This window comes from Pantoea sp. PA1, from assembly GCF_056856975.1.
On the sequence record NZ_JBXGEE010000001.1, the window covers coordinates 774,301 to 798,929 of the forward strand.

20 protein-coding genes are annotated in these 24,629 nt (G+C 58.8%); 12 read left to right on the top strand and 8 right to left on the bottom strand.

Features of this window, described 5'->3' with window-relative positions; all coding sequences use genetic code 11:
* Positions 1–29: 29 nt before the first annotated feature.
* Together AC1V0D_RS03935 and AC1V0D_RS03940 are read right to left on the bottom strand one after the other, a co-directional pair.
* Positions 30–1,160: a mechanosensitive ion channel family protein gene (locus AC1V0D_RS03935; RefSeq protein WP_482906995.1), complete on the bottom strand. Its 1,131-nt coding sequence runs from the start codon at positions 1,158–1,160 to the stop codon at positions 30–32.
* Positions 1,161–1,256: 96 nt separating this feature from the next.
* Positions 1,257–1,991 (bottom strand): flagellar brake protein, encoded by a 735-nt coding sequence (locus tag AC1V0D_RS03940; protein WP_033736567.1) that lies wholly within the window; start codon positions 1,989–1,991, stop codon positions 1,257–1,259.
* A 208-nt stretch (positions 1,992–2,199) separates the two neighbouring features.
* Here AC1V0D_RS03940 and AC1V0D_RS03945 point away from each other — a divergent pair, with 208 nt between their 5' ends.
* Positions 2,200–2,448 (top strand): GlsB/YeaQ/YmgE family stress response membrane protein, encoded by a 249-nt coding sequence (locus AC1V0D_RS03945; RefSeq protein ID WP_009090782.1) that lies wholly within the window; start codon positions 2,200–2,202, stop codon positions 2,446–2,448.
* A gap of 88 nt (positions 2,449–2,536) precedes the next feature.
* Here AC1V0D_RS03945 and AC1V0D_RS03950 read toward each other — a convergent pair whose 3' ends face one another.
* The 3 genes from AC1V0D_RS03950 to treA all read right to left on the bottom strand — a co-directional run bounded on the left by AC1V0D_RS03950 (position 2,537) and on the right by treA (position 7,460).
* Entirely contained in the window at positions 2,537–3,220 is a 684-nt protein-coding gene (locus AC1V0D_RS03950) for a class I SAM-dependent methyltransferase (RefSeq protein ID WP_482906996.1), read from the bottom strand.
* A 261-nt stretch (positions 3,221–3,481) separates the two neighbouring features.
* Positions 3,482–5,581 (bottom strand): TonB-dependent siderophore receptor, encoded by a 2,100-nt coding sequence (locus tag AC1V0D_RS03955; protein ID WP_482906997.1) that lies wholly within the window; start codon positions 5,579–5,581, stop codon positions 3,482–3,484.
* Positions 5,582–5,774: 193 nt separating this feature from the next.
* A complete protein-coding gene (gene treA, locus AC1V0D_RS03960; RefSeq protein WP_482906998.1) occupies positions 5,775–7,460 on the bottom strand; it encodes an alpha,alpha-trehalase TreA in 1,686 nt (561 codons plus the stop codon).
* 210 nt (positions 7,461–7,670) lie between these two features.
* Here treA and ghrA point away from each other — a divergent pair, with 210 nt between their 5' ends.
* From ghrA to AC1V0D_RS03975, 3 genes are read left to right on the top strand one after another with little or no spacing between them, the layout of a single operon-like run.
* Entirely contained in the window at positions 7,671–8,612 is a 942-nt protein-coding gene (gene ghrA / locus AC1V0D_RS03965) for a glyoxylate/hydroxypyruvate reductase GhrA (protein ID WP_154927833.1), read from the top strand.
* A 39-nt stretch (positions 8,613–8,651) separates the two neighbouring features.
* Positions 8,652–9,389, top strand: a complete 738-nt coding sequence (locus tag AC1V0D_RS03970; RefSeq protein WP_111209085.1) for a phosphatase — start codon at positions 8,652–8,654, stop codon at positions 9,387–9,389.
* Between the two features lie 28 nt (positions 9,390–9,417).
* The gene (locus tag AC1V0D_RS03975) at positions 9,418–9,984 is read left to right on the top strand and encodes a TorD/DmsD family molecular chaperone (protein ID WP_482906999.1); all 567 of its coding nucleotides are present in this window, start codon (positions 9,418–9,420) and stop codon (positions 9,982–9,984) included.
* Between the two features lies 1 nt (position 9,985).
* Here AC1V0D_RS03975 and AC1V0D_RS03980 read toward each other — a convergent pair whose 3' ends face one another.
* The gene (locus AC1V0D_RS03980) at positions 9,986–11,365 is read right to left on the bottom strand and encodes a CoA transferase (protein WP_482907000.1); all 1,380 of its coding nucleotides are present in this window, start codon (positions 11,363–11,365) and stop codon (positions 9,986–9,988) included.
* Between the two features lie 43 nt (positions 11,366–11,408).
* On the bottom strand, positions 11,409–12,293 hold the full coding sequence (locus AC1V0D_RS03985; RefSeq protein WP_046101638.1) for a DMT family transporter: 885 nt from the start codon (positions 12,291–12,293) through the stop codon (positions 11,409–11,411).
* Positions 12,294–12,456: 163 nt separating this feature from the next.
* Here AC1V0D_RS03985 and AC1V0D_RS03990 point away from each other — a divergent pair, with 163 nt between their 5' ends.
* Positions 12,457–13,179, top strand: a complete 723-nt coding sequence (locus AC1V0D_RS03990; RefSeq protein ID WP_046101639.1) for a glutamine amidotransferase — start codon at positions 12,457–12,459, stop codon at positions 13,177–13,179.
* On the opposite strand, the gene AC1V0D_RS03995 is transcribed toward AC1V0D_RS03990, so the two are convergent.
* Positions 13,167–13,730 (bottom strand): class I SAM-dependent methyltransferase, encoded by a 564-nt coding sequence (locus AC1V0D_RS03995; RefSeq protein WP_009090764.1) that lies wholly within the window; start codon positions 13,728–13,730, stop codon positions 13,167–13,169. The genes AC1V0D_RS03990 and AC1V0D_RS03995 overlap by 13 nt on opposite strands.
* A gap of 232 nt (positions 13,731–13,962) precedes the next feature.
* On the opposite strand from AC1V0D_RS03995, the gene exaC reads away from it, so the two are divergent.
* The 7 genes from exaC to tagF all read left to right on the top strand — a co-directional run bounded on the left by exaC (position 13,963) and on the right by tagF (position 24,628).
* Complete coding sequence (gene exaC / locus AC1V0D_RS04000) at positions 13,963–15,483, top strand: acetaldehyde dehydrogenase ExaC (RefSeq protein WP_009090762.1); 1,521 nt, start codon at positions 13,963–13,965, stop codon at positions 15,481–15,483.
* 1,067 nt (positions 15,484–16,550) lie between these two features.
* Complete coding sequence (locus AC1V0D_RS04005) at positions 16,551–17,144, top strand: SH3 domain-containing protein (RefSeq protein WP_046101640.1); 594 nt, start codon at positions 16,551–16,553, stop codon at positions 17,142–17,144.
* A gap of 23 nt (positions 17,145–17,167) precedes the next feature.
* Entirely contained in the window at positions 17,168–17,662 is a 495-nt protein-coding gene (gene tssJ, locus AC1V0D_RS04010) for a type VI secretion system lipoprotein TssJ (protein ID WP_009090760.1), read from the top strand.
* Positions 17,663–17,667: 5 nt separating this feature from the next.
* Positions 17,668–19,008: a type VI secretion system baseplate subunit TssK gene (gene tssK, locus AC1V0D_RS04015; protein WP_009090759.1), complete on the top strand. Its 1,341-nt coding sequence runs from the start codon at positions 17,668–17,670 to the stop codon at positions 19,006–19,008.
* Positions 19,009–19,025: 17 nt separating this feature from the next.
* On the top strand, positions 19,026–20,264 hold the full coding sequence (locus AC1V0D_RS04020) for a DotU family type VI secretion system protein (protein ID WP_046101641.1): 1,239 nt from the start codon (positions 19,026–19,028) through the stop codon (positions 20,262–20,264).
* A gap of 3 nt (positions 20,265–20,267) precedes the next feature.
* On the top strand, positions 20,268–23,897 hold the full coding sequence (gene tssM, locus AC1V0D_RS04025; RefSeq protein ID WP_009090757.1) for a type VI secretion system membrane subunit TssM: 3,630 nt from the start codon (positions 20,268–20,270) through the stop codon (positions 23,895–23,897).
* 14 nt (positions 23,898–23,911) lie between these two features.
* A complete protein-coding gene (tagF, locus tag AC1V0D_RS04030) occupies positions 23,912–24,628 on the top strand; it encodes a type VI secretion system-associated protein TagF (protein WP_009090756.1) in 717 nt (238 codons plus the stop codon).
* Position 24,629 lies beyond the last annotated feature (1 nt).

Below are 24,629 nucleotides of genomic sequence, written 5' to 3' on the forward strand. Positions count from 1 at the left end.
CCTGAAACCCCCTGAGGCCAGGCAACACTTCAGCGCGCCATTTGACGTATCTCGCCCTTATCATTCTCCACGGCAACCAGATCCACCGGCGGCAGATTGCCGCCGCTGAACTCGACCTGACGGATCGGGAAGGCGAAGCGAATATTGCGCGCTTCCATGGCCGCCATCAGCTGCAGGTTAATCTCCTGCTGAATATCCATATATTTGTTGTAATCCGCATCCAGCACGTAATAGACCACTTCAAACGTCAGCTTCGAATCCTCAAACGCCAGGAAGTGGGCGCGGTCAAAACGCGTGGTTTCCACACCCTCGATGATCGCCTTAACCAGCGGGCTGATCTCCCGAACCTGCTCCGACGGGGTGGCGTAGCTGATGCCAAACTTAAAGACGATGCGGCGCTGCTGCATACGCTTGTAGTTGTGAATGGTCTGCTGCAACAGAATGGTGTTTGAGCAGACGATTTGCTCTCCGCTCAGGCTGCGCAGCCGGGTCGTTTTCAGGCCGATATGCTCGATGGAACCGGCAATGTCGCCAAAGACAATAAAATCACCATGCTCAAAAGGCTTATCAAAACCAATCGCCAGTGACGCAAACACATCGCTCAGCACGGTCTGAATGGCCAGTGCAATGGCGATACCGCCGACCCCGAGGCTGGCGACCAGTGCGGTAATATTGATACCCATGTTCGACAGAATAGCGAGGAACATCATGATCCAGACCACGACCCGCAGCAGAATCCCGAGGATCACCGTGGTCACCGGATTACGCACGTGCAGCGGATCGCGCATCAGGCTCTTCAGCCACAGCCGGATGCCGCTGTCGATCCACAGGGCGAGTTGCACAATCAGCGCCAGGAACCAGCCGTGGGCGATGGTGGCGCTCCATGAGGCGGGCAGATCGACAAATTTCAGGGCAATCAGCAGCGAAAAGATCAGCAGCAGGGTCTGGCTGGTGCTTCGCAGGATCTCCACCAGGATCGCCGTGACACGAACGTGACGGTGTTCGCTGTAAAGGGCAATCCGGTTGGAGATAAAGCGAATCAGGGTGCGCAACACCCAGTAGATCACCAGGGTGGCGACCACCACGATGGCGCTGTTGAGCCAGAACGTCTGGTTAAAAAAGAGGGAGTGAAAATGACGTGATGAGAGCCAGTTTTCCATTGGGGAAGGTCTCCTTGCTGGGTTCCGGTTTAAAAGAAATCAAGCAGGAAGCATAGCCTGGATGCGGCCCCCTGGGGGCGCGCATCCGGAAAGCGGTTACTGGAATCGGGTCGATTTATCGCGGGCCAGTCGCTCAAGGGAGAAGATAATCTGCTGAAGCTGTCGCTCCTGCGTTGGGTTCAGCGTGGCAAACCGGAAGCTGAGACGGGGCGTCACGCGGGTTTCATTTTTATGCGTCACGACAGTTCGTTCGCCGATGTGCAGCAGCTTAACCGGCACCTCAAAATGACCATACTCACCCAGCTCCACGCGAAACTGATTGAAACTGTCGCCATTCTGCAATCCTTCCGGCAGTGCCTCGTCCACCAGCACACCGATCCCGCCCAGCGACAGATCCTGCAGGCGCAGACGCGTTTTCCGGCCATCCGGCCACACGGTATGGCACCAGAACTCCGGCGCCAGCGGGGCAGTGACCCGGAAAAATTCCCGTCGCTGAATCTGCCACACCAGCTCGGGCAGCGGCGCGCTGAAGGCGGGCAGGCCGTCAAAATCGACCTTCTCCAGCGAGGCGAGACTGAACTCAACCTTTGCGCCGTAGGTTTCCGCCGTGATGCTGAGATCGTCGCTGGTCAGGGCGTAGTCGTTATCCAGATTATTACTGCCGAGGTCAAACAGCAGGCGGTCTGCGTCGGCAGCCAGCATCCGGCTGATAAACTGCCCGCGCGGGAAACGCACCAGTAATGGTGTCTGCAGTCGCAGCAGATCTTTCATTACGCCCAGAACCGCCAGCGTGCCACGTTTTAAATATTGTTCCTGGTCGGCTTCTTTCACATCCTGCTCCACAAGGGGTTTTATTATTTTTACGTTCTGACTACCTCATTACGGTTATCGGCGCAGCGGAAAAAAGCTTTAGCCAGGGTACGCCGAAAAAATCGTGAGGGCAGGCAGGCACTTTCCGAAAAGCTCGCTATACTTAGCGCAGTAAACCGCTTGATTAATCAGGCGTTCACGATGTAATCAAAAAAGGAAGGAGCAACAGATGGGTATTATTTCCTGGATCGTCTTTGGCTTGATCGCGGGTATTCTGGCGAAGTGGATTATGCCGGGTAAAGACGGTGGCGGTTTCATTCTGACGGTGGTGCTGGGTATTATCGGTGCTGTGGTCGGGGGCTGGATCAGTACGCTGTTTGGCTTCGGCCGCGTCGATGGGTTTAACTTCGGAAGCTTTGTGGTCGCAGTGATCGGTGCCATCGTGGTGCTGTTTATCTACCGCAAGGTACGCAGTTGACCGTAACGGTTTAAACAAAAAAGGGGACGAAGTGATTCGTCCCCTTTTTTATGACTCAGACCGGATCGCTTTTTAGCGCGCTTGTCCGTCATGCTGTGAGCCTCTTTTGCTGCGAACAGACTATCGTAGCGTGATCCCACCATGCATTTTCATTAACGCTGACTGCCTCCACCGTGAAATGCGCACTCTCTACTTCACGCCGTAAATCAGGGAGCGGCTTCAGGGTCCGCCAGGGCTTGCCGGCTTTCCATAAATGATGGCTGCAGGGATCATAGGCCGCAATGTCGGCAGAATGACGAGGTGTGCCGCACATTGAACCGATCACAAAGCGTCCCTCCGGGCTGAGCAGCCTTCTTACCTCGGCAAAGAAGCGCTGCCGATCGTCGTCGATCAGGCAGTGTAAGCAGCTGCCGTCAATAATAAGCTCAAACGTTGCCGCCTGGCAGCGATCGATATGACAGACATTGCCGACAAGAAATGTCGCGGTGAGTCCGGCTTGCTGAAAACGCTTTTCGGCCCATTCTATTGCGGTCTCTGACCAGTCTACTTCCCAGACTGAATATCCCTGCTCAGCGAGAGACTGCGCGGCCATAGCGCCATTACCACATCCCATCTCCAGTACCGGCGCGCCAGGCTCCGGTAAATAGTGGTGAGTGCGGAGCCACTGAAAGATTTCTTCCTGCTGCTTTTTGGCTCTGAGATAACCTTCTCCTGCCCAGGCCACCGCGCCGTTTGTCAGGAGCTGCCTGTAATGTTGTTCATAGAGGTTCATGTCAGAGACTCCTTTTCAACGCCGGACCCTCTGTTTATACGTCAGGGTCGCCTGCGTGTCATCGCACCATTTCGGCCATAGTTCTATCTGTGAGCGAAGCGGCAGAAAAAAGGCCGGGCGGATTTCAGGAACGTTCGGGAGGGAAAGATCTGCAGGCAGATAAAGATAATTCTGAGCGGATTGGAAGAGGCTGAAAAAGGCGGATTATCAGAGGAGAAAACCCTCCGGGCTGGCCGGAGGGTTGCATCACGGAGGCTCTTATCAGAAGTCGTAACCGACGGTCGCCATCACGCTGCGTTCAGCGCCACGGTAGCAGTAGCCGGTGCCGTAACAGGCGGCCACATAGGTGCGATCGGTCAGGTTATTCGCGTTAACCTGCACCCAGGCCCCTTTCAGGCTGTTGTTCCAGGCGCCGAGATCGGCGCGAACGGAGGCATCAAACAGCGTGACCGACGGCAGACGAGTGGTGTTTTCGTTGTCCGCCCACTGCTTGCCGATGTAGCGTACGCCCGCGCCGGCACTCAGACCGTAATCAAACTGATAGTGGCCCCAGAGAGACGCCATGCTGTTTGGTGCCACGTAAGGCGTGTGCCCATCATTACCATCTACCGAATCTTTGTAGCGCAGATGATTCAGGGTATAGCTCGCCACCGTGCTCAGGCGTGAGGTGAGCTGATTACGTGCCTCCAGCTCAATACCCTGGGAATGAACTTTGCCCGATGGCGTATAGGTCGCCGTCAGCACGTCGCGGTTCGCCACATCTTTCTGCGTCAGATCATAAATCGCAGCGGTATAGAGATCGCGTGTACCAACCGGCTGATATTTCACCCCGGCCTCATACTGTTCTGACGTGGTCGGTTTCAGCAGGTTATTGTTCGGATCGGTGAGGGCGGTTGGCGTAATCGCCTGGCTCCAGCTGACATAGGGTGAGATGCCGTTATCGAAGGCATAGAGCAGGGCAGCGCGCCCGCTGATGTGATCATCCTGACGGCGATCGCTGCCGCTGTTATTGGCGACGATGCGATCGTACCGGCCAGAGAGATCCAGATGCCAGCGATCCAGCTTCATCTCATCCTGCAGATAGAGGCCGGTCTGGTAGTAACGACGGGTTTTATCCGCCCAGGTATAGGCTGGCATGTCACCGACCTGCTCGCCGGTCAGGGCATTCAGCTGTGAAGCCGAGCCGCCTGCCGCGGAGATCTCATTTTTGTAGCGGTGATATTCAGCACCCAGCGTCACGCGATGCTCCAGTTCACCGGTGGCAAACTCCGCCTGTAAACGGTTATCGGTAGCCCATGCCGCCAGCGAAGAGCGCTCACCTGAATAGTAGCGGTTCAGCAGATCGGGATTATTTTTGTCCCAGCCAATCTGATAGACCTGATCGAGATCGACATTCGAGTGGCTGTAGCTGCCGGTTGAGGAGAAGGACCAGACGTCATTAAAACGATGGGCGAAATCGAAGCTGTAGATCTGCTCGCGGCGTTTGAACTGGTCGAGGTCGCTGTTGCCCTCATAAAATCCCTTACTCAGCTTATAGCCGTTGTGTTCGGTGATGCTGCCGTCACCCGGGACGGAGCCGTGATAGCCGCCAGAGGGATCTTTCTGCAGATAGGCTTTCAGGATCAGATGGGTATCTTCATCCGGCTGCCACATCAGCTGCGGCATCAGCGCATATTTCTCTTCGCGGGTGTGATCGAACTGGGTATCGCTGTTGCGGGTTACGCCGGTCAGACGGTACGCCCACTGGTCGTTGATGGCATTGGTGTAGTCGAACATCGTGCCGGTGGTGGCATTGCTTCCCGCCTGCAGCTGAATGTGACCCTCTCCCGCGAACTGAGGACGCTTAGTGACCAGGTTTACCAGCCCGCCAGGCACCGTCTGGCCGTAAAGGGCCGAAGAGGGGCCTTTGATCACGTCGATGCGCTCAAGGAAGGCGTTATCCACCTGCAGAATGTTGAAACTGCCGCCGTCGCTCATCAGCCGCATGCCGTCGAGGAAGGTGTTATCGACATCGCCGCCGTGGAAGCCGCGCAGCGCGATGGTGTCGTAACGGGTGGCGGCACCGCCAAAGTTAGTAAAGACACCGGAGCTGTAGCCCAGCGCCTGATTCAGGGTCAGTGCCCCCTGGTCCTGGATCTGCTGACGGGTCACAACCGAAATTGACTGCGGTGTGGTCACCAGCGGCCGATCGCTTTTAGTTGCGCCCTGGCTGGTGGTCGCCAGATAGCCCTGGGTGGGAGAGGTCGCATCTTCCTGCGGCTGGGCAGTCACGACCATATCGGCAGCGTAACTCAGGGCAGGCGCGGCCAGCACCAGAGTGCAGAGGGGAACATAACCTTTCAGCGGCAATGACAGTTTCATCGAAATTCCTTTCTTAACAAAGGTTCAGGCAGGTGTAGTCAGTTTGTTGATACATAATCTCATTATCATAATGAGAATTATTACCTTTTGTAAAAACGCTGCAATTTTGCCTGTGGATGAGAGAACGTCAAGTAAAATTCGCTGAAGTGAGGAAAGAATACCTCCGGCCAGGCCAGAGGTATTCAGAGACTAATCAGGGCTGAGAGGCTGACGCCTGAGGAATATCGTGAGCGCTGTTACAGGTTTTATCTTTCGGGCAGTACTTATCCAGCAGTTTCAGCGTCACGCCGTTTGTCCAGCCGAAGCCATCCTGCAGCGGGTACTCACCGCCGCCGCCGCCACCGAGATTTTTGCCTTCAACGACATATTTCTCGACCAGCTTATGCTCACGGTCATAGGTGCTCTGGACATTTTGCAGGAAGCGTAATCCCACCTTTTTAGCCAGTTCTGGCTGGTTGTAATGCTCCAGTCCTTCGACTGCAACCCACTGCAGCGGTGCCCAGCCGTTAGGCGCGTCCCACTGCTGACCATTGTTCACGGTGGTCGTGACCAGCCCGCCTGGCTTCAGCAGCTGTTTCTCAACCGCGCTGGCGGTACTTTCCGCCTGCTTATTGCTGGCGACCTGCAGATAGAGCGGGAACAGTGTGGCGGCGGTCAGCTGCGGATGAACCTGCTTTTTCTGCCAGTCATAGTCGGCATACCAGTTCTGTTTACTGTCCCACAGATAGCGGTTAATCGCCGCCTGGCGCTTCTCTGCGCGATCGGCATACTGCTTCGCCAGATCGCTCTGTTTGTTCATCTGGTACCCTTTAGAGAGCGTCTGCTCCAGATGGAACAGCAGGCTGTTCAGGTCAACCGGGGCCAGCTGCGTCGTGCGGATGGTGGAGAGATTATGCGCATCGGTAAACCAGCGTGAACTGAAATCCCAGCCCGATGCTGCCCCGGAGCGCAGCTCGCGGTAGAGTTCCGCTTTATTGCGCTGCGGTGCTTTCTGCGCGGTGGCAATATCATCCATCCAGGATTCGGTGCGCGGCACGTCACGGGCATCCCAGTAGCGGTTAAGCAGCGTGCCATCCGCCAGCTTAATCACCCGCTTGCTGGCCGCGCCCGCCGCCACTTTGTCGCTATCCGCCATCCAGTAGTCATACTCTTTCTGCAGTTCAGGCAGGTAGTGGCTATACGCTTTGCCCTGGTCATGCGTCGCCAGCAGATCGACCATCAGGCTGAAGAATGGCGGCTGCGAGCGGCTCAGATAGTAGCTGCGGTTGCCGTTGGGTATGTGACCGTAGCGGTCAAGCAGCGAGGCAAAGTTATCCACCATATCCTGCACTTTATCCCAGTGTCCGCTCTCGGCCAGTCCCAGCATGGTGAAGTAGCTGTCCCAGTAATAGATCTCGCGGAAGCGACCACCCGGCACCACATAGGGTTTGGGAAGCGGCAGAAGCGAGTCATATTGTCCGGCGCTGCTGGTGGTGCGCGTCAGCACCGGCCACAGGCCATCAATGTGGTCACGCAGGTTTTGCCCGGCTGGCGGCACATATTTGTCGCCTGCGGCGGGCAGGGTAAAGTTGGCATCAACAAAACGCTTCAGATCGAAATTGCGCTGTTTCTTCTGCATCTGCCAGTCGGCAAGTATCGACGCGGGATCAAATTTCGGCACCGCATCGGCAAAGGTTTTCTGGTCCGGGTAGAACTTCGCCTGTTGCACGGCATTAAACAGCGGCCCCAGACGAACGTCTGGCGGCTGCGGCTGATTATCCAGCATGCGGCTGTGATCGTCGGCATGAGCAGTGAAGGCGGGTACGCTCAGCAGCAGAGTGAGCAGAAAGGGCGCATAACGCTGACGCCGTGGGGCGGCGTTTACCTCAATTTTTGTCATCGGTTTTTCTCCTTGTCCGAAATGCGGCCGCGCGTAACGCATTGACCACAGGACCAACTTTAGACCGTATCCTGACACTTCACCCTGAAGCGAGCCGGAAATGTGAAGCCACGGGAATTATTTTTAGGGTAAAAAGCCCTGCCCGACGCGGGTTTTTTCTTGCGCTGACCGGGATTTTCCCTGACGCTGAAAGAAAAAAAGGAGAGCAGGATGGAGATCATCTGGTATCACCCGTCGCAGTCTGCAACGGCCTGGATTAGGGGTTTACAACAGCGTCTGCCACAGGCGCGGGTGCGTGCCTGGCAGCCAGGCGATGAGGGGCCGGCCGATTATGCGCTGGTCCGTTCCCCTCCCGCAGAGATGCTGCGGGGAAGGTCTACCCTGCGCGGCGTCTTTGCCCTCGGCGCGGGCGTCGATGAGATTCTGAAACAGCTGGAGCAGCACCCGGAGATGCTGCCCGATAGCGTGCCGCTCTATCGGCTGGAAGATACCGGCATGGCGCGCCAGATGCAGGAGTATGCTGTCCATAGCGTCCTGACCTGGTTCCGCCGCTTTGATGACTACCGACTTCAGCAGCAGCAGGCGTGCTGGCAGCCGCTGCCTCCCTATGCGCGTGAAACCTTTACCGTCGGTATTCTGGGGGCGGGCGTGCTGGGGCAGAGCGTCGCCGAGGGCCTGAAGCCCTGGGGATTCCCGCTGCGCGTCTGGAGCCGTTCGCCGAAAACCATTGACGGCGTCACCAGCTTCGCCGGTCGCGATGCTCTGCAGCCGTTCCTGCAGGGGACGCAGGTGTTAATCAACCTGCTGCCGAGCACGCCGGAGACGATTAACCTGATCGACCAGCACTTTTTAGCGCAGCTGCCGCACGGCGCGTTCTTCCTCAACATCGCACGCGGTGCACAGGTGGTGGAAGCGGATCTGCTGGCGGCACTGGAGAGTGGTCAGCTGAAAGCGGCGGCCCTGGATGTGTTTCAGGTGGAGCCGCTTCCTGAAGCGCATCCGCTCTGGTCCCATCCGCGCGTCACAATTACCCCCCATAATGCGGCAGTCACGCTGATCGACGAAGCGATCGACTATATCGCCCGCGCCATTACTCAGGACCAGGCAGGCGAAACGCCGCAGGGCAGGGTAGATCGGCAGCGCGGCTATTAACTAACCGGCCCTGTCAGGGCCGCTCAGGAGGAGAGAAGAATGTATCCGGTAGATCTGCATATGCACACTGTTGCCAGCACACATGCTTACAGCACGCTGCACGACTATGTGGCTCAGGCGAAGCAAACGGGCCTGAAACTGTTTGCCATTACCGATCACGGCCCTGATATGGCTGACGCGCCGCACTACTGGCACTTTGTGAATATGCGCATCTGGCCGCGGGTGATCGATGGCGTGGCGATTCTGCGCGGTATTGAGGCCAACATTAAAAATCAGCAGGGGGAGATCGACTGCTCCGGCCCGATGCTTGATGCGCTGGATCTGATCGTTGCCGGCTTTCACGAGCCGGTTTATGCACCGCGCGACAAAAAACAGCACACTGACGCGATGATCGCCGCAATGGCCAGCGGACAGGTTCACATCATCAGCCATCCGGGTAACCCGAAATTCCCGGTCGATATCCCGGCTATCGCTGAAGCTGCCGCACATTATGACGTGGCGCTGGAACTGAACAACTCCTCCTTTACCCACTCGCGTCCCGGTAGTGAACCCAACTGTCGCGCGATTGCCGCCGCGGTGCGCGACGCCGGTGGACGGCTGGCGTTTGGCTCCGATTCCCATACCGCGTTTACGCTGGGCCATTTCGAACACTGCCTGCGCATCGCCCGTGAAGTGGATTTTCCGGAGGATCGGGTGTTAAATGTCACGCCGCGCCGCCTGCTCGACTTTCTGGAGCAGCGCAGCGGCAAACATATTGCTGAACTGGCTGACTTTTAACTTACTTTGCCTCAAGGAAATCTGACTCATGAATGAGTTTTCCATTCTGTGCCGCGTGATCGGCTCTCTGTTTAATCGTCAGCCGCAGGACCCGCTGCTGGTCCCGCTGTTTACCCTGCTACGCGAGGGTAAGCTGCAGTCACAGTGGCCGCTGGAGCAGGATGAGCTGCTGACCCGTCTGCAACAGAACAGCGATCCTCAGGCGCTGGCCACTGATTATAACGCGCTGTTTGTCGGCAGCGACTGTAACGTGCCGCCTTACGCTTCACAGTGGCCTGAAGGCAAAACCGAGCCGGAAGTGCGGGCGTTTCTCTCCTCGCGCGGTATGCCACTGAGCGATGCGCCCGCGGATCACTTTGGTGTTCTGCTGCTCTCTGCGTCATGGCTGGAAGATCAGTCGGCGGAAGATGAGAGCGCGGCACAGCTGGCGCTGTTCGAAGAGTATCTGCTGCCGTGGTGCGGGGCTTTCCTGGGCAAAGTGGAAGCGCATGCCACCACCGCGTTTTACCGCACGCTGGCGATGCTGAGCCGCGAAGCCATTCAGGTGATGTACAACGAGCTGCTTGAGAGTAACGAACAGCAGCCCGACGCCTGAGTCACCACGATGCCGGGTGCGTACCCGGCACACACCCCGGCGTTGCGCAGAACTGTGGTGTGCCGGGCAGCCAGGCGGCGGCGCGCAGCCGGACGCCAATCCCCCATGGCGTCAGCTCAAGAAAGGGCAGGTTGTCCTTCACCTGAGGCACAATGCCCGAGCCGGTGTGCTGGCCTGCGGCGTGCTGCTGCAACAGCCATGCGGTGCGCGCCAGTGACAGCCGTACCTGGCTGCCGTGCCCTCCGGTAAGACGCCGCCGTAATCCCTCCAGTACCGCGGCCGCCATCAGATAGCCGGTGGCATGATCCAGCGCCTGGACCGGCAGCGGGCACGGTTTATCGCTCTGCTGCCACTGCATGCCCCGTTCGGCAATACCGCAGCCCATCTGCACCAGACTGTCGAAACCGCGTCGGTTGCGCCACGGCCCCTGCCAGCCCCAGGCATTCAGGCTGGCATCGACCAGGCCCGGTGAGAGTGACTGGCGGGTTTCGGCGTCAAAACCGAGCCGTTCCAGCGCATCGGCCCGATAGCCGTGTACCAGAACATCGGCGTCCCGCAGCAGGCGGATAAACTGGTCGCGATCGACCGGCTGTGTCAGGTCGAGCACCGCACGTCGCTTGCCGCAGCTCATCTCCTCATCCAGCGTCGGCTCCGCCCAGCCGGGCGGATCGATGCGCAGTACCGTGGCACCCAGGCTGGCAAGAAAGCGGGTGGCGACGGGGCCGGCAATAATCCGCGTCAGATCCAGCACCCTGATCCCCTGTAACGGACGTGCTTCAGCCAGCGGCCACGCGGGCGCAGGCGCTGCATCCGTCGTGTGCCAGTCAAACAGCGGCTCGCGCTGCACCGCCTGACCCTGGGGATGCTGCTGCCAGGCTTCAGCGCTGCGCATTTTGGCGGCACAGCCTCCCGCATCAATAATTGCCTGCTCCAGTTCGCTGGCCTGCCACTGCTGAACCTGCTGCGCCAGCGCCGGGCGATCGGCGTGGGTGCCCAGTACCTGCTCCATCGCCAGCCGGTGATGAGCCGCGTTGGTATGCAGGCGGATCCAGCCGTCGCGACTGCGGTAGTCTCCGGCAAAAGCATCCCACATTGCCGGGGCCGGGCGGTTTAACGGATGAAAGCTCTGCTGGAACCAGCGTGACGCCTGTCTGACGTTGACGGTAACAGGTGGGGAGGGATAAGTCGGGCGGGCGGTGGCGAGAAGCGCCGCCACCGCCTGGGTTGCCAGACCCAGGCTGGTGGCCGCCAGTTCACTGACGGCAAACGCGGAAGAGAATGTTGAACGATCAATAAAAGCGGGGAGAGGCCAGACGTTATCGCTGCCTTGCAATCCCTGCACCATCTGTTGCCAGAGTGAGGCGGTGCGCGCTGAATCCATGTTGTGCTCCCTGAGTACGTTTTCTCAAGCATAGCACGCCGGATTAACGCCGCCGCAGGCGCGGGAAGCGGGCGTGCATGCGCAGGTTACGCAGGTTAAGCACGGCGATGGCCGTGCCAAGGATCACCAGCGAGGCACCGATAATCTTAAAGCGGTTGAGACTGTCTCCCAGTACGACGATGCCCATCAGCACCGACAACACCGGCGTCAGCAGGGAGTAGGGCATGATCAGGTTGACGTTGTATTTCTTCAGCAGCACATACCAGAGCGTGTAGGCAATAATTGATGAGGCGATGGCGCTGTAAAGAATGGCGAACCAGCCGTGCCAGCCTGCATGTTCGAGGGCGTAAAGCTGATTCGATTCCATCACCAGGCTGGAGGCACCGACAATCGGCATCGCCAGAAAGGCAATCCAGCCGGTCATGGTCAGTGGCTTAATCGGCGGCGACTTCTTCACAATCAGGTTACTGACAGCCCAGCCGGTGGCGCTGCACAACAGCAGGCAGAGCACCCACCACGACGGAATCGTCGGGCTGCCTGACAGCACCACCACACCGCTCAGCGAGATCATAATGCCCATCAGCTGCACCAGCTTCAGCTTCTCTTTCAGCACCAGCATCGCCAGCAGCATGGCAATCGGCGTGCCCAGCTGCACCACAATTGCCCCGGTGCCGGCATCGGTGTAGCGCAGGCCGACGAACAGCAGCGAGAAGTGCATAAACCCGAAGGTGAAAGCCAGCAGCAGCAGCCAGGGCAGTTGCTTACGTTCAATACGGCAAAACGGCACCAGCACCACGGCGACGACCAGAAAACGCATAAAGGTCAGAAACAGGGGCGGCAGCTCCAGCAGGCCCCATTTCACCGCCACATTGTTGAAGGCCCAGACAGAGACCACCATCAGAATCAGAAAAAAATGCCGCACAGCCACGATAATATCCTTTCGATGTTTTTTGCTTAGCCCGCTAATGATGGCACGAACTGCGGCATTCCAGCCAATGCCGGAAAAAATTTTCTGCGCGCAGTAGTGAGACTTTCGGACGTGATGCTGGCAGACTGATTTGACACGACTTCTGAAAAGGACCCGATTCGGTATGACCCAGACGCCCGCTTTACCCCTTGCCCTGATTCAGCTTGAAGTCCCGCCCGCTAACGTTGTTTCGCAGATTGGTGAACAGCCACGCTGGTTTATCGACGCCCTCGATCTGCAACCCCATGAGTACCTGATTGTGCGGCCCCATCTCGGTGAAGCGTTACCGGCTTTTGATGAGATCTCCGGGGCGATCCTCAGCGGCTCCTGGGCGATGGTTACCGATCATGAGGAGTGGAGTGAGCGCAGCGCGGCCTGGGTCCGGGCAGCCATTGAGCAGGAGCTGCCGCTGCTGGGTGTCTGCTATGGTCACCAGCTGATGGCCTATGCGCTGGGTGGCGAGGTGGCGGATAATCCGCATGGCTGGGAACGCGGCCTGCTCCCGATCCGCTGCAGCGCTCAGGCGCAGCGCGATCCGCTGCTGCAGGGTCTGCCAGCCGGGTTCAGCGTCTGGCTGTCACACCGGCAGTCGGTCATCACTCCGCCGCCTCAGGCGCAGGTGCTGGCGGCGTCGGCGCAGGATGGCTGCCAGATTGTGCGTTACGCTCCGCAGGCGCTGTCGGTGCAGTTTCATCCCGAATTTTCACGGCACATTATGAACGTCTGTCTGCCGGAAGGGCTGTCTGATGGCGGGGACGTTATCGAGGGGAAAGACTGGGCGCGTGCCTTGCTGGTGGAGTTCTGGCAACAGACGCGCCCGGCCGCAGCGCAGGCTCAGGGCGCGTAGTGACGCCGGCAGCGATAGACCCAGGCGGGTGGCACATTTTTCAGCACCCGCTCGCGTTCCCAGGTGAAGTAACGCGACAGGTCGGGCTGGGTCAGTGAGGTGTACTGAAACTGCACAAAGATCCCATCCGGCCCCAGGGCATTAAACACCGCCCGCAGGATCGCTTCGCGCAGCGCGGGCGGTAAGGATAGCAGTGGCAGGCCGGAGAAGATCGCATCATATTCCCCGTTCAGGTACTCCGCAGAGCAGGTGCGCACGGTCATGCGCGTGTCGTCCAGCGCGCTGAGCTGGTCGGCCAGCGCAGCGCTGATCTCAAAGGCATCCAGCGTGGCGTCAGGGGACATCTCTGCCAGTATCCGCCGTGTCAGGACGCCATCGCCCGCGCCCAGCTCGGCAATCCGTAACGTTTCAGGCCACGCAACAGAGGCAATCATGGTGCGGCATAACGCCTCTGAGGACGGTGTTATGCTGCCCATCATGCGCGGATTGCGGATAAACTGATGCACGAAATTGGCTTTAGCGCGCATCTGGGTAAAAGCCGAAGCCAGCATGCTTATCTCCCGAATGAATTCATCCTCTCGTTGACCCCTTTGTGACGCACTAGTTTCTTATTTGCCAGCCTTTCCGAAAAAAGTCGGAATTTTCTATAAACGAAGCGGAAGCGACGATTCCTTCGGCGCGGTCACAGTTTCCGGTCATCGGAACTGACAGGCTGGCGATGATCATTCATGTTAATAATAAGTTTCGTCATTGTTACATCAGTCACCTGTCAGGAGAATGACCATGCGTTATGCCGCCCCGGGAGAACAGGGTTCTCTGATCACGTTACAAAAGAATTATGGCAACTTTATTAATGGTGAATTCGTCGCGCCGGTGAACGGCAACTACTTCACCAATACCTCGCCGGTAAACGGGTCTGAGGCCGGTGAGTTCCCGCGCTCAGACGTGGCTGATGTGGATAACGCGGTGGCAGCGGCCGCGGCGGCCGCAGAAGCCTGGGGCAAAACCTCTCCGCAGCAACGCGCGCTGCTGCTGCTGAAAATTGCCGATCGGCTTGAAGCGAATCTGGAGACGATGGCGGTTTATGAAACCTGGGATAACGGTAAGCCCGTGCGCGAAACGCTGGCGGCGGATCTGCCTCTCGCTGTCGACCACTTCCGTTATTTTGCCGGCTGCGTCCGGGCGCAGGAGGGGAGTGCGGCGGAGATCGATGAGTTCACCGCCGCCTACCATTTCCATGAGCCGCTGGGCGTGGTGGCGCAGATTATCCCGTGGAACTTCCCGCTGTTAATGGCGGCCTGGAAACTGGCCCCGGCGCTGGGCGCAGGGAACTGTGTGGTACTGAAACCGGCGGAACAGACGCCGCTGTCGATCACCGTGTTTGTCGATCTGATCAAAGACCTGCTGCCGCCGGGGGTGCTGAACGTGGTGCACGGGTATGGTAAAGAGGCGGGTGAGGCGCTGGCGTCCCACGCCGGCATTGCCAAAGTTGCCTTTACCGGTTCTACTGCCACCGGCGGCCACATTCTGGAGCTGGCGGCGAAGAGCCTGATCCCCTCTACGGTCGAACTGGGGGGGAAATCACCCAATATCTTCTTTGAAGATATCATGCAGGCGGAAGAGAGCTTTATTGAGAAAGCAGCCGAAGGCGTGGTGCTGGGCTTCCTGAACCAGGGCGAAGTCTGTACCTGTCCGTCACGGGCGCTGGTGCAGGAGTCGATATATGAGCCGTTCATGGCGGCTGTCATGAAGCGGGTGAAAACCATCAAACGGGGCGATCCGCTGGATACAGAGACGATGGTGGGTGCCCAGGCGTCGCAGCAGCAGTTTGATAAAATCCTCTCCTATCTGGACGTGGCCCGGCAGGAGGGCGCGGAGGTGCTGGTGGGCGGAGGCGTTGAGAAACTGGATGATTCCCTCAACAGTGGCTACTACATTCAGCCGACCCTGCTGAAAGGCAACAACAGCATGCGGGTATTCCAGGAGGAGATCTTTGGCCCGGTTATCGGCATCACCACCTTTAAGGATGAAGCCGAAGCCGTCCGCATCGCCAACGACTCCATCTATGGGCTGGGGGCAGGCGTCTGGACCCGCGATATCAACCGCGCTTATCGGGTCGGCCGGGCAATCAAAGCCGGACGCGTCTGGACAAACTGCTATCACCTCTATCCGGCGCACGCGGCCTTTGGTGGCTATAAGAAATCGGGGATTGGGCGTGAGACCCACAAAATGATGCTGGATCACTATCAGCAGACCAAAAACCTGCTGGTCAGCTACAGTATCGAACCGCTCGGTTTCTTCTGAACCTGAAATGGGGAGCCGCTGTCTGCGGCTCTCCGGCTTCTCCGCTATCACCGCTGAACCACGCTACGGCGTGGTTTTTGTACGATTAGAGGATGTAATGTACCGGGTGATTTTTGCCTTCGGGAACCGTCAGACGGCCCGGTAAAGAACAATTAATCAGTCTGTTAAAAAATTTAACATGTTTATTTAACGTTTCGCTTACTTTCCTCTCCCCACGCCGGGTGTCTGGCTGCAGCCAGGCACTACATCAATATTTTAACGTATTGATAAACTGGAATTTATACGAATCCTCCTTTGCGAACCGACGCCCGATGCCTCTCTGCTTCCGGGGCACGAATCATTCTGATCTTTCCTTAATAGCGCCACTCATTACATGAGAGGTATTAATGCTGATTTCAGCCCTGTCATATTTTTGAGTAAAAATACTTCATATTAACGCAACTTGTTAAGATTACTCTTATGTAGATGGTTAAAAGTGAGGCAGATTTGTATTAACAAAATTAGTTAACTAAATCTGATGTTTTTTGCACCAAAACCGTGCCGTTGAATTTTCGTCAGTCTTATGTAAACTTGCAGCTAATATTTACAAATGGATTTTGGTTTCAGGCTCACGGGCAGGATTTTCCTGACTCGTGCGGTAGCTATGAGAGATCATGGATTGATAAAGTGTTTAAAATGAACAACTAACAGCGGTCAGGGAAGGGTGGCTGGTGCGGTCTGCTTAAACTTTCAGCGGCGTCTGAATTGTCAACGCGAAAGTTTTTCTGTCATGGATGGCTTAAGTAATCTCTGGATTTACCCTGCCTCAGGAATTTTGTCGGAAAGAAATAGATCAACAATTTGATCATTTACATTCAGGCGTAATTTCTTCCCGTCTCTGCCTTAGCCTGCCGAAGTCGCTTTTCATACTTAATCTTTGTTGATCGTTTTTCAGCAGTTCAGACGCTAATTCAGCGCAATCTGCTTAATGATTGCTTTTTGGTCTGGTACTAATCAGCGGCCAGACATTTAACACCCTCCGATTTTCATTACTGACACCCGGCCCCTGGCCACTCTTCTAGGTACGAATGGAACACAACATGAAAAATATGGTGAAGCTCCGCATTGCATTAGGCCTGATGGTTGTTTTCTCTCTTGCGGGCTGTAAAACGCCCCCAAAAATGACGGATGACACGCTGGTGACCAGCACAGTCGATGGCGTGGCGATCAGCCACCGCTATGCGATTAAACCGCCAGCCCAGTTCACGCCGGTGAATCAGCCTTACCGTGCGCTCTATCCTGCCTCGGTAATGAGCCAGCCCAGCTTTGGCGGCAAAGTGGTTGAGACCCTGAAAAGCGGTGACAGCTACACCGTCATTGGTCAGGTAGAGAACAACTGGCTGGCGCTGGGTGAACCGGCTCAGGCCGCTGCGGAACCGGAAAAGGACGCCGCCAGCGCGAAAGAGGCGACGCCACCGGCTGCGCCACAGGCCTCCGTTAAGCTGGCAGGCTATGTGCCGTTCCGCGCCGTCGTGAAAAGCGAGCTTTACGATCAGACCGTGAAAGCCGATCAGCCAAAACGCCGTGCACGCAGCAGCAGTAAGAAGAAGACCTGCGTCGCGGTCAACGGTGACAGCACTGCCTGCCAGAACAGCAGCAGCGGGACCTGGATCATTAACTAATCGCACTGAGCAGGGAGGGCAGGATGATGATGACACGACAACTGCGCGCGGCGCTGATCGGCGTGATGGCCTGGCTGCTGGCAGGCTGCAGCAGCAGTACGCCGCCGGTGGCCTACTACAACCTGGATGTGCAGGCGCAGAACCAGGTTAACGGCGGTGCGCCGCTGAAAGTGCGGGTCATGTTACTGACCTCCGACGCGGATTTCATGTCGGCCGATTTCTACTCCCTGCAAAACCAGCCGGCGACCGCGCTGGGTAGTGCACAACTGAATACGCAACAGTTCTTCCTGACGCCGGACCAGCGCAGCAAAACGCTGCGCATCCGGAGTCTGCCCGAGGCGCGCTTCATCGGCATCATGGCGGAATACCAGGCGCTGGATGGCAAAGTCTGGCGGCTGTCGCTGCCGGTCCCGGAAGGCGATGCCCCCGCATTCTGGGCGTTCTGGAAACGTAACGATGGCGAGCTGAATGCCCGCATCGTCGCGGGCGTTAACGGCTTACGAGTGGAAAAACAGTGATGCCTATGAACAGAGCCGAAAAGGTGGTCTGGACCGAGGGGATGTTTCTGCGTCCTCACCATTTCCAGCAGTCAGAAAATTATCTTCTCAGTACCCTGCGGGAATGGGGTCAGTCCCAGCGCCCCTTCACCTGGGGTTTTTACGATCTGGAGTTTGATGAGGCGCTGATGCGTCAGGGCAAACTGGCTCTGAGTGCCGCCAGCGGCTGCCTGCCGGACGGCACCTTCTTTGCGTTCAGTCAGCCCCGGCATGGCCCGGCACCGCTCGATCTGCCTGCCACGATTGACCGCAGCAAGGTCGTGCTGGCGATACCGGCCCGCCGCAACGGACGTGAGGCAGTTGCCTTCCAGGAGTCTCAGGATTCTCTGGCGCGCTATCTGGCCTGGGAAGCGGAAGTGGAAGATGACAACGCTCAGGCGGTGGGCAGCGCGACCGTGCAGTTTGGCAAACTGCGCCTGCGTCTGATGCTGGAGCAGGACCTGACCGCTGAGTGGACCGCAATGGGCGTGGCGCAGGTGATTGAAAAACGCAGCGACAACCATATCCGGCTCGACAGCGACTACATTCCACCGATGCTGACCCTCAACAGCAGCCGTCCGCTGCAAAACATGTTCAACGATCTGCACGGGCTGATCCAGCAACGCAGCCAGCAGCTGAGCCAGCGGGCGCCCGGCACAGGCCGCTTCAACAGCGCCGATATGGTCGATTTTATGCTGCTGGCGCTGCTCAATCGTCAGCTTGGCCTGCACAGCCATCTGCAGCATCTGCCGCTGCTTCATCCGGAGACGCTCTACAGCCACTGGGTGCAACTGGCGGCAGAACTCAGCACCTGGACGCCCGCCCGCGCCCCGGACGGGCTGCCGCTTTACGATCATGACGATCTGCAGGGCTGCTTCAGCCGCCTGTCACTGCTGCTGCGTCAGGGGCTGTCACAGGTGATGGAGGAGAGCGCCATTCAGCTGCCGCTGATCCAGCGCTCACACGGCCTCAATGTCGCGACCGTGCCGGAAAGCAGCATGGTGCATGAGTTTGGCTTTGTGCTGGCGGTTAAAGCCAGCGTCCCCGCCGACACCCTGCAGACCCACTTCCCGGCGCAGATGAAAGTCGCACCGGTCAGCAAAATCCGCGATCTGGTGCAGCTGCAGCTGCCGGGGCTGGCCCTGAGGGCAATGCCCGGCGCGCCGCCGCAGATCCCGTGGCATGCCGGTTACAACTATTTCGAACTGGATAAGAACAGCGAGCTATGGAAAGAGATGGAGCGCTCAGGCGCTTTTGCGCTGCACCTTGCCGGTGAGTTTCCGGGCCTGAACATGGAGTTCTGGGCCATCCGCAGTCAGTCAGAATAATAAACTGAGCACGCAGCATGATGCAGGAACACGAAAAATCACACAGCGACATTGCGCCGGATGCCAGCCATCAGAATGTGCTGGTCGCGGCGGCGAATCCCCTGATTAATGCCATTCCCCAGATCCGACATTCCGTCACTCATGACGACCCGGCCCAACTGCGGCAGCAGCTGATCGACCAGATCCGGCGCTTTGAACTGAGCTGCCAGCAGTCGGGGCTCGGCTATGAAGTGATTATCGGCGCGCGTTACTGCCTCTGCACGGCGCTGGATGAGGCGGCGGCGCTGACCCCCTGGGGCAGTCGCGGCGTCTGGACCAGCAACGGTCTGCTGGTCACCTTTCACAACGAAACCTGGGGCGGCGAAAAGTTTTTCCAGCTGCTGGCGAAGCTGTCACAGAACCCGCGTCGTCACATTCTGATGCTGGAACTGATCTACTTCTGTCTGGTGCTGGGATTCGAAGGGCGCTATCGGGTGCTGGACAACGGGCGCTCGCAGCTGGAGACCATTAAACAGCGGCTGCTGCAGATGATTAAAAGCGTGCGCGGCAGTTACGCGGCGGCGCTGTCACCGCACCCGACCGATCAGCCGGTACTGCGCAAACTCTGGCGGCCGATGATTCCGCTGTGGGCCTGTGCGGCCGTGGCGGGGCTGGCTGCCTGCCTGTTTTATATCGTGCTCAACTGGCGTCTGGGCGATTACACCTCGCCGGTGCTGGCGCGTATCTACCAGACGGCCCTGCCGGAAGTGAAGATCGGTAATCCGGCTCCGCCTCCGCCTGCCACGCTGAACCTGCGCGCCTTCCTGAAACCGGAAATTGATGCCGGGCTGGTGGCGGTGCGTGACGAAGCGGACCGCAGCGTCGTGACGCTGAAAGGGGACGGGCTGTTTGCATCTGCAGCCACCGAGGTGCGCGGACGTTATACCGACGTCATCCGGCGTATCGCCGCCGCCATGAATAACGTCAGCGGCCAGATTCAGGTGATTGGCTACAGCGACAACGTGCCGATTCGCAGTGCGCGCTTCGCTTCCAACTTTGAACTCTCTCTGGCGCGTGCCGAGTCGGTGCAGAGCCTGCTGCAACAGCAGCTGGCGCAGCCTTCACGGGTGAAAGCGGAAGGGCGCGGTGAAAGCAATCCGCTGGTGCCAAACACCAGCGCAGAAAATCGTGCACGTAACCGTCGGGTTGAAATCACGCTGCTGGTAGCACCGGATGCGACCCATGCCGAACTTAACGGCCTGGCGAGAGGGAACTGATCCATGCTGAATATCCTGTTTGCGGTACTGACCAGCCGCCTTGCGTGGGGCTTTGTCGGCATCACCGCGCTCTCTTTTATCATCTGGGTCATCGGCCCGGTCTTCTCTATCGTGGATTCGCGTCCGCTTGAGCCGGAGCAGAATCGCATCATCAGTATTGCGCTGCTCTATCTGGTGTGGGGCCTGGGGCAGGCGATCCCGCGGTTCTATAACTTCTGGCTTAACCGCAAGCTGATGTCGAGCCTGGAAACCGGTAAGAGTGACGCTCCGGAAGCGGACCGGCAGCGGCTGACCAGCGAAGAGCAGGTGCTGGCAGGGCGCTTCTCAGAAGCCACAGAGATGCTGAAAAAGGCGCACTTCCAGCGTCACAGCAGCAAAGGGACACCGTTCTGGGCGCAGCGCTTTGGCCGCCAGTATCTCTACCAGCTGCCGTGGTACATGATTATCGGGGCACCCGGTGCCGGTAAAACCACCGCGCTGGTCAACTCCGGCCTGCAGTTTCCGCTGGCGGATAAGTTCGGGAAGTCGGCGCTGCGCGGGATTGGCGGCACACGCAACTGCGACTGGTGGTTTACCAATGAAGCTGTTCTGCTCGACACGGCGGGGCGTTACAGCACCCAGGAGAGTCAGCAGGAGCGCGACGCCAGCGAATGGCACCACTTTCTCGGACTCCTGCGCAAATATCGCGGGCGTCAGCCGATCAACGGCGTGGTCGTCACCCTCAGCGTCTCCGATCTGCTGACCCAGTCGCCTGAAGCGCTGCGCAACCAGGCGCTCGCTTTGCGTCAGCGCCTGATGGAGCTGCATGACCGTCTCGGCATCCGCTTCCCGGTCTATGTGCTGGTGACCAAGGCGGACCTGCTCAAAGGGTTCCGCAGCTACTTTGCCGCGCTGGATAAAGCGCAGCGTGAACAGGTGTGGGGGTTCACCTTCCCGTGGGCGCAGGCCTCCGCCGCCGATTTTGAGCTGAATAACCAGTTTCAGCAGGAGTACTCCCTGCTGCAGCAGCGGCTGGAAGCGGGGCTGGCGGATCGGCTGCTGACAGAGAGCGACGCGCAGGCGCGGGCCGAGAGCTATCTGTTCCCGCAGGAGTTTGCGGCACTGCGTCCGGTGCTGGCAGAGGCGCTCGACACGCTGTTTGCCCGCTCTGATTTTGAAACCCAGTTCGCCCCGCGCGGCATCTATTTTGCCAGCGGCACCCAGGAAGGTCTGCCGTTTGACCGGGTGATGGGGGAGCTGAACCGCGCACTCAATCTGCCGAACCAGCAGGCGGGTGAGTCGGGAAGCTGGGACCATGTCGATAAAGAGGCGCCGATCCCGCAGAACAAAGGGCAGAGCTTCTTCCTGAAAGGGGTGCTGGAAAATGTGATTTTCCAGGAGTCTGGCCTGGCAGGCAGCAACCGCTGGTGGGAGCTGCGCAACCGCGCCGGTCTGTGGTCGGGCTATCTGGCCCTGCTGGTGCTGTTACTGGTAGCTGGCGCGCTGTGGCTCACCAGCTACAGCAAAAATAAAGCCTATCTGCAGGAGATGGCTGCCAAAACGCCGCAGGTGGAGCAGCTGGGCGATCGGTTACAGCAGCAGGTCAATGGCGATCTGTTTGCGCTGGTGCCCTATCTCAACACCCTATTGCACCTGCCGGAGAGCGCCGACTTCTCGCTCGACTCGCCACCGCTGACGCGCCGGATGGGGCTCTATCGCGGCACCGAGGTCAGCGATGCAACCCGGGCGCTCTATGACAAAGCGCTGAAGCAGCTGCTGTTGCCGCAGGTGGCACAGAACATCACCCGCTGGCTGCGCAATGACAATGGCAGCGACGCTGACTACAGCTATGAGGCGCTGAAGGCGTATCAGATGCTCTACCAGCCTAAGCATTACGATGGCAAGTTCCTGCAGGCGTGGCTGATGCTTAACCTCTCCCGCGAACTGCCGCAGAACGTCACCCAGCAGCAGGTCAAACAGCTGGCGTGGCATCTGCAACAGCTGCTGGAGACGCAGATCCAGTCGTCGCCTTACGCGAAGGATGAGGCGCTGGTCAGGCGCGAACAGACGCTGATTAACCAGATGCCGCTCTCACAGCGGGTTTATGGCCGACTGAAGCGGCTGCTGCAGCGCAACGGCACGTTACAGCCGGTCACGCTGTCGGCGCTGGGTGGGCCGCAGAGCGAGCTGGTGTTTTCACGCAAAAGCGGCAAGTCGGTCAACGACGGGGTCGAGGGGCTCTACACGCCGGACGGCTACTGGCAGCAGGTGGATAAGCAGATCGCGCCGGTCACGCAGGCGCTCTATAAGGACGATCTCTGGGTGCTGGATGGGGCCGCGCCGCAGCAGAAAAGCGAGGAGATCGACCTCGCGGTGCGCCAGCTCTATGTGCAGGACTATATCCGCCAGTGGGAGCAGTTCCTCAGCGATATCCAGCTCAACAGCAGCGCCGATCTGTCACAGCGCATCAACACGGCGCGCCTGCTCTCTGGCAATCACTCACCGCTGCGCCAGATGGTCATCAACCTCAGTAAACTGCTGACGCTGAACCGGGCACAGCCTGATGAGAAAACCGCGCAGCCGCAGCAGCCATCAGATAACAGCGCCACCCGCACGCTGGAAGCGCTGTTTACCTCGCCCGACGCCAGCGCCGCGCGTGGCCAGGCTGCCGCGCAGGCCGCACCAGAGCAGGCTGTGGCGCTGCACTTCGCGCCGATTCTGGAGCTGGCGCAGCCGTTACAGCAGGGTAGCAAGGTGCTGGCAGTCGATGATTTCCTGCATCAGATTGACGACCTTTATCGTTACCTCACGGCGGTGCAGGATGCCGCCAACAGCGGGATGCCACCACCGGCCAGCGATGCCATCAGCCGTCTGCAGGCCAGCGCCGGTCGCCTGCCGGGGTCGCTGCAGAACATGGTTTCCAGCATGGCCGTGGGGGCCAGCAGCGATGCTCAGCGTCGCGACATGGATAATGTCCGCAAACGCATCACCATGGAGGTCGGCAGCTTCTGCCGTCAGGCGATTGCCGGTCGCTATCCGCTGGTGCGCTCTGCGCGCAGCGAGGTAACGCCCGACGACCTGGCCCGCATGTTTGCGCCAGGCAGCGGCATGATGGACAGCTTCTTCCGTGACAACCTGGCGAGCAAGGTGGATACCACCCGCGCGGCGTGGCGCTTTACGCCGGGCATCGACGGTAAAACCCTGCCAGGCGGCGAAGCCCTGCTGCGTCCCTTCCAGCAGGCGCAGTCGATTCGCGATGCCTTCTTTGCCAACGGCGCAACCACCCCAGGCTTCCGCGTGACGCTGCGCACCGTCAGGATGGACAACGATATTCTTAACCTGACGCTGGATGTGGATGGACAGATTCTGCGTTACAGCCACGGCCCGCAGGCGGTGCAGCTGGTCAGCTGGCCGGGTCCCGGCGGCACCAGCCAGGTGCGGATGCAGCTCGGTCTGACCAACGGCACCACGTCCACCCTGGTTACCAGCGGCCCGTGGGCGCTCAATCGCTTCTTCGACCGCGCCCGGGTGACGGCGGCTGGCGGACTGACCCGCGAAGCAACGTTCAGCGTGGAAGGCCATCAGGTGACGCTGTCGTTTACCCCAGGCAGCATTCGTAACCCGTTCCAGCTTCCCGGCTTTAGCTGCCCCTGAAACAGGATCCGACAATGACTCAATACGCTGCACCCTGCTGGTACGGCAAACTGCCCAGCGCGGGTGACTTTGTAAAGCGCCGCTTTCCGGACGTGCTCTATCGCCAGTGGTCCAGCTGGTTTCAGGTGGGGCTCCACCACTGGCAGAGCAATCAGGAAGGCGATAACGCGCCTTCACGGCCGTTTCTCAACGCGCCGGTATGGAACTTTGTGGTGCCCCCGATGCTCGGCAGCCAGCTCATCCAGATGGGCTGCCTGATTGCCGCGCGTGACAGCGTGGGGCGTAACTACCCGCTCTGTGCGCTGCGTCATTTCACCCCGGCCGAGTGGTCACCCGCGCTGCTGGCGCGTTCCGGTGAGTGGTATCAGCAGGTGGGCAATACACTGCTGCGGGTGGTGCAGGGCGGCGGCTCACCGGAACAGCTGGATCAGGCGCTGCTCAGTATCCCGCAGCCGCAGCCTCCTCAGGCGTCAGACGAATCGTCAGACATTCTCAACGTGATCGGGCATGGCGATACCCCTTCGACGCTGAACTGGACGCTGCCGGGTGAGAACTTTGACCCGCAGTTCTACACCAGCTTCTGGTGGACGAACCAGAGCGACGGGTTTCCGCTTTATACCCAGGTGCACAGCGGTAACTTCACCGCCCAGCTTTTTTCCCTGCTGTTTGATCCGGCCGGTGGGGCAAAGCCGGGACGAAACGGACTTTATCCCCCGATGTTTGAATCCTGAG

What these genes read in the sequence shown, in the direction of transcription:
- AC1V0D_RS04020 (WP_046101641.1), top strand. Translation starts at nt 19,026, where the DNA reads ATGATGCAGGAACACGAAAAATCACACAGCGACATTGCGCCGGATGCC.
- AC1V0D_RS03990 (WP_046101639.1), top strand. Translation starts at nt 12,457, where the DNA reads ATGACCCAGACGCCCGCTTTACCCCTTGCCCTGATTCAGCTTGAAGTC.
- treA (WP_482906998.1), bottom strand. Translation starts at nt 7,460, where the DNA reads ATGACAAAAATTGAGGTAAACGCCGCCCCACGGCGTCAGCGTTATGCG.
- AC1V0D_RS03980 (WP_482907000.1), bottom strand. Translation starts at nt 11,365, where the DNA reads ATGGATTCAGCGCGCACCGCCTCACTCTGGCAACAGATGGTGCAGGGA.
- AC1V0D_RS03970 (WP_111209085.1), top strand. Translation starts at nt 8,652, where the DNA reads ATGTATCCGGTAGATCTGCATATGCACACTGTTGCCAGCACACATGCT.
- exaC (WP_009090762.1), top strand. Translation starts at nt 13,963, where the DNA reads ATGCGTTATGCCGCCCCGGGAGAACAGGGTTCTCTGATCACGTTACAA.
- ghrA (WP_154927833.1), top strand. Translation starts at nt 7,671, where the DNA reads ATGGAGATCATCTGGTATCACCCGTCGCAGTCTGCAACGGCCTGGATT.
- AC1V0D_RS03950 (WP_482906996.1), bottom strand. Translation starts at nt 3,220, where the DNA reads ATGAACCTCTATGAACAACATTACAGGCAGCTCCTGACAAACGGCGCG.
- tagF (WP_009090756.1), top strand. Translation starts at nt 23,912, where the DNA reads ATGACTCAATACGCTGCACCCTGCTGGTACGGCAAACTGCCCAGCGCG.
- AC1V0D_RS03945 (WP_009090782.1), top strand. Translation starts at nt 2,200, where the DNA reads ATGGGTATTATTTCCTGGATCGTCTTTGGCTTGATCGCGGGTATTCTG.
- AC1V0D_RS03975 (WP_482906999.1), top strand. Translation starts at nt 9,418, where the DNA reads ATGAATGAGTTTTCCATTCTGTGCCGCGTGATCGGCTCTCTGTTTAAT.
- tssK (WP_009090759.1), top strand. Translation starts at nt 17,668, where the DNA reads ATGAACAGAGCCGAAAAGGTGGTCTGGACCGAGGGGATGTTTCTGCGT.
- AC1V0D_RS03955 (WP_482906997.1), bottom strand. Translation starts at nt 5,581, where the DNA reads ATGAAACTGTCATTGCCGCTGAAAGGTTATGTTCCCCTCTGCACTCTG.
- AC1V0D_RS03995 (WP_009090764.1), bottom strand. Translation starts at nt 13,730, where the DNA reads ATGCTGGCTTCGGCTTTTACCCAGATGCGCGCTAAAGCCAATTTCGTG.
- tssM (WP_009090757.1), top strand. Translation starts at nt 20,268, where the DNA reads ATGCTGAATATCCTGTTTGCGGTACTGACCAGCCGCCTTGCGTGGGGC.
- AC1V0D_RS03935 (WP_482906995.1), bottom strand. Translation starts at nt 1,160, where the DNA reads ATGGAAAACTGGCTCTCATCACGTCATTTTCACTCCCTCTTTTTTAAC.
- AC1V0D_RS04005 (WP_046101640.1), top strand. Translation starts at nt 16,551, where the DNA reads ATGGAACACAACATGAAAAATATGGTGAAGCTCCGCATTGCATTAGGC.
- tssJ (WP_009090760.1), top strand. Translation starts at nt 17,168, where the DNA reads ATGATGATGACACGACAACTGCGCGCGGCGCTGATCGGCGTGATGGCC.